Here is a 3,854-nt window from a genome sequence, read left to right as displayed (position 1 = left end):
GTCTTGTTGTTTGTGGTACTTTATTTTCCAGAGCTGTGGCATCATCACTGCAGCTTTATTTTTACCCTTCCTTGGTTTTACTTATATTTGTTTTTGATCGCCGTTCTGCCCCGGTTAACGGCGTTATTATATTGCCCCGCCTGACTGCGGGGTTTTTTTTGCATAAAAAAACCCATAACTGGCGAAAGTTATGGGCTCAACAAGTGAGAGAGAACTAAAATTTCTACGACGAGGTCAGAGAGACTTTCCACAACAACCTACATAACAGATGCCGCGGTTGCATTTTCCGCAACGGAAACACCGGTTATGCAGGGTACAGCACATACAATCAGGAGAAGGTTTTGCTAATTGCACAGCTCGTTCCAATAGCTGAACCGTAATAAACGGATATACCGGTCAGGAGCGGCGAAACCAGGTCGGATCACTGTTCCCCACATCAATACCGTACAGACACCCTGTGGCGTGAAAGCTTTCCAGCAAGCGGTAGGTATCATGTGTCCTTTCCTCTGGTGGATTACTGACTTTGCGGCGCGTGATGCGTTGCCATAGCGAACGGTGCTCAGCAGTGTGTACAGTCGTTGACATACAGGCCTCCGGTTAATCGCAGCTTTCAAATCAAAGCCTTCTTTAACGTTGGTTTCAAAAACAGGGCATACAATGTCTGCCCCGGGAATGAACTCAGTTAACCTTTTATGGATCGCAAACTGAACCAACCATTTTTGCTTTCTATATGAAGTTTTGAACTATGACTCCCGTAACCACACTCCCTCACAGAACAACCTCGCGCATGCCTGACTATTTTGATGACGCAGCGCCGGTTCAGCCGGATCTTGCGCCAGTTGCACCAGCATGCCCGTAAAACACTGTGCCAGCACGCAAGCAGGAATATCACTGCGAAAAAGTTTGCTCTGCTGGTTATGGGCGAGATTTTCAGACATCAGGCTGACCAGTAAACGCTGTGTTTCCTGTGCCAGGGGCGGCAGCAAAAATACCTGTTGGGTCAGTTCGTTATTTTCTGCGAAAAAATTCAGTAGCTTACGAAAGCTGAGCGCCATCCGGTCCAGGACCTGATTTTCGGCCACGTCAGGTGCAATCTGTAATGAACGTACCAATGTGGTCAGGTGTTCACGGAAAACGCCGGGGTTTGTATCTGACATTTTTTTATCTTTCATATTCCTGATCTTCATGGGGAGTTGCGTGAAGGTAAAACCGAGAATGTGGTATCAAGCCCGATGATTCCAATGTATTTCAATTCAAACTTTTACTTGGAAACCAGAGCAGGTAGACTTTCAATATTCCGCAAAAACTCGGCTAAATAAATGAAGTCTTCTTTTCGCTCTCTGCTCGTTTGTACTGTTCTGTTTGTTCTGCCTTTGTTGCTAGCCAATATTTATTATATTGATGATAATGGTCGCGCTGCTTTGGGTTACACCAACTGGGGCCCTGATGGCAGGCCGCTGGCCGATATCATGATAAAAGCATTGTTCCTCAGTGCTCATATATCGGACATCTTCCCGCTGCCACTGATCCTGGGTGTTCTCATCATCAGCGCAAGCCTCACACAATTTGCGCGCCATTTTTTACCTGATCGCCCACTCAGTACAATTTTACTGGTCACGTTAACCTTTTTCTGCAATCCCTATCTGGCGGAAATTTTTTCCTATCGCTTTGATGTGCTGACCTTAAGCGCCGCACTGGGTCTCAGCCTGCTTTACTGTTGCTGGACAGATCACGGTAAAACATGGATTCGCTTTGTCACCGGCACCGCGATCATAGTGGCGATTTATTGTCTCTATCAGACGGTAATTAACATTTTAGTCATCATGGTTATTGCGGCGTTCTTCCGCCAGATGGAGAGACAACTCTCACCTGGGTTGATCCTGATAACCTTATGTCGTCGGTTCGGTGAACTGATGGCCGGTACAATTATCTACCTGAAGCTGATTTTGCCCTCAACATTTTCAGGTAAAAGTGAAGTCAATCATCCTGTATTGGCGACAGACAATCTTCTCACGACAATTATCAATAACCTGCACAGTTACAGCCAATTTATCAATGATACGTTGGTGAAACATCAGGGCGGTATGCGTTTCCTGATGCTGATCCTCGCCGTTGCGGTTATTGCGGGTCTAACAATTACTGTTCGCTATCTGCGTCAACATCGTGGGGCGGTGACATTGTTACTTTGCTTCGCGGCGGTTGTTGCGCCATTTATTGCAGTCTTCATGATCCCCGGCAGTTTGCTGCTATTGCAAAATGCCTTACTGACTCCACGTTCCCTGGTCGGTTTAAGTGGATTTATGCTGCTGAGTGCCTGGTTATTGACGATGGCATTGCCAAAGCGGCTTAAGCCACTGACCTGGCTATTAATGATACCGGTAATTCAATCACTGGTGTTTTTTTATGCTTATGGTAATGCCTTGCGCGAGCAGGCTAAATTTAATGATAATCTCGTGCAGCGGATAAAATCGGATACTCATGAGCTGGATTATAACTCTGTATATTTTATTTACAGCGGAACGCCTCCGCATTCTCCTGTTTATGAAAACTCACTGAGCAATTATCCTGTGCTGGCGGTACTGGTACCTGATTATTTCAGTAACTGGTATTGGCCTGTGGGGAATATGACGATGAACGGATTGCAACAACGCTGGGCTTCGCCTGCAACGGGAGTGAATGTCAACATTGCACATTATGTCTGCCAGACAAATCCTTATGCCAGCAACCAGGATTATAAAATGTGGAAAGAAGACAGCGTAGTTGTTATTGATTTTAACCGGACACGCTGTCAGTAAACATATAAAATCACCCCAGGTTAAGTGAGTTTAGCCTGGGGTTATCTCTACTTCAGCGGTCAAGAGTGAAGCATTTTTATGATTAATCTGATTTAATAATGTACCGTGGTCTTCTTTTGGATTCGATATAAATCCTGCCTATATACTCACCCAGCACACCAATTCCAATTAACTGAATCCCTCCAAGGAAGAGTATCGATACTAATATTGAAGGATAACCTGCAACAGGATTTCCCCAGATAAGTTTATCGACAATCATCCATACCCCGTACAAAAAAGACAGCATGGCCACAAAAAATCCAATGTATGTCCAGATCCGTAAAGGGACGGTTGAGAAACTCGTCACACCTTCGAGAGCCAGATTCCATAGCTTCCAGCCATTGAACTTCGTTTTGCCTGCCGCACGTACCGGACGGGTGTACTCCACTACAGCAACTTCACCACTGACCCAGCTAAGAATACCTTTCATAAAAAGGTTTCTTTCTTGCAGGAGCTTCAGGTTTTCGACTGTCTCGCGCGAAAGGAGTCTGAAATCTCCTACGTTTTCTTCTATTTTAGGCGAGCTGATTTTATTGTGGAGACTGTAAAAACATGCTGCTGTTTTGCGTTTGAACTGACTGTCAGTACTTCTGTCTCTGCGTTTAGCTAATACCACCTGCGAGCCTTCACGCCATTTATTAATCATCAGCGGGATAACTTCAATAGGATCCTGCAGATCAACGTCTATCGGAATAACCGCGTCACCCGTCGCATGTTCCAGCCCTGCCAGCAGAGCGGGTTCTTTACCAAAATTGCGGATAAAACTGATCGCTTTGACTGACGGATCCGTAACGGACAGAGAATGAATAACGTGCTCGGTGGCGTCTGTACTGCCGTCATTAATAAAGATAATTTCGAGATTATATTCAGATAGCGTCGTCTTTACGGCATGATAAAAAATGGGAATTGCTTCTTCTTCATTGAAGACGGGAACAACCAATGAGATTTTCACTTTTTAACCCTGAAAACAATATAATGTGAGTAGATAAAACCAGAGATCAAACTGACGAGGGAAAATAC

General features: G+C 45.1%; 5 protein-coding genes. 2 read left to right on the top strand and 3 right to left on the bottom strand.

Features of this window, described 5'->3' with window-relative positions:
* On the top strand, positions 1-218 hold a 218-nt coding region (locus J1785_RS02720; RefSeq protein WP_217218750.1), incomplete at its 5' end, for a hypothetical protein.
* Positions 219-396: 178 nt separating this feature from the next.
* Here J1785_RS02720 and J1785_RS02715 read toward each other — a convergent pair.
* Positions 397-585: a hypothetical protein gene (locus tag J1785_RS02715; protein WP_129953542.1), complete on the bottom strand. Its 189-nt coding sequence runs from the start codon at positions 583-585 to the stop codon at positions 397-399.
* Between the two features lie 158 nt (positions 586-743).
* Entirely contained in the window at positions 744-1,157 is a 414-nt protein-coding gene (locus J1785_RS02710) for a hypothetical protein (RefSeq protein WP_129953541.1), read from the bottom strand.
* A gap of 162 nt (positions 1,158-1,319) precedes the next feature.
* Here J1785_RS02710 and J1785_RS02705 point away from each other — a divergent pair, with 162 nt between their 5' ends.
* The gene (locus tag J1785_RS02705; protein ID WP_217218749.1) at positions 1,320-2,795 is read left to right on the top strand and encodes a glucosyltransferase domain-containing protein; all 1,476 of its coding nucleotides are present in this window, start codon (positions 1,320-1,322) and stop codon (positions 2,793-2,795) included.
* An 82-nt stretch (positions 2,796-2,877) separates the two neighbouring features.
* On the opposite strand, the gene J1785_RS02700 is transcribed toward J1785_RS02705, so the two are convergent.
* Complete coding sequence (locus J1785_RS02700; RefSeq protein ID WP_129953539.1) at positions 2,878-3,786, bottom strand: glycosyltransferase family 2 protein; 909 nt, start codon at positions 3,784-3,786, stop codon at positions 2,878-2,880.
* Positions 3,787-3,854: the final 68 nt, after the last annotated feature.

It is taken from the genome of Rahnella perminowiae, from assembly GCF_019049755.1.
Lineage (GTDB): Bacteria > Pseudomonadota > Gammaproteobacteria > Enterobacterales > Enterobacteriaceae > Rahnella > Rahnella perminowiae.
This window is presented reverse-complemented; position numbering and strand designations above follow the sequence as displayed.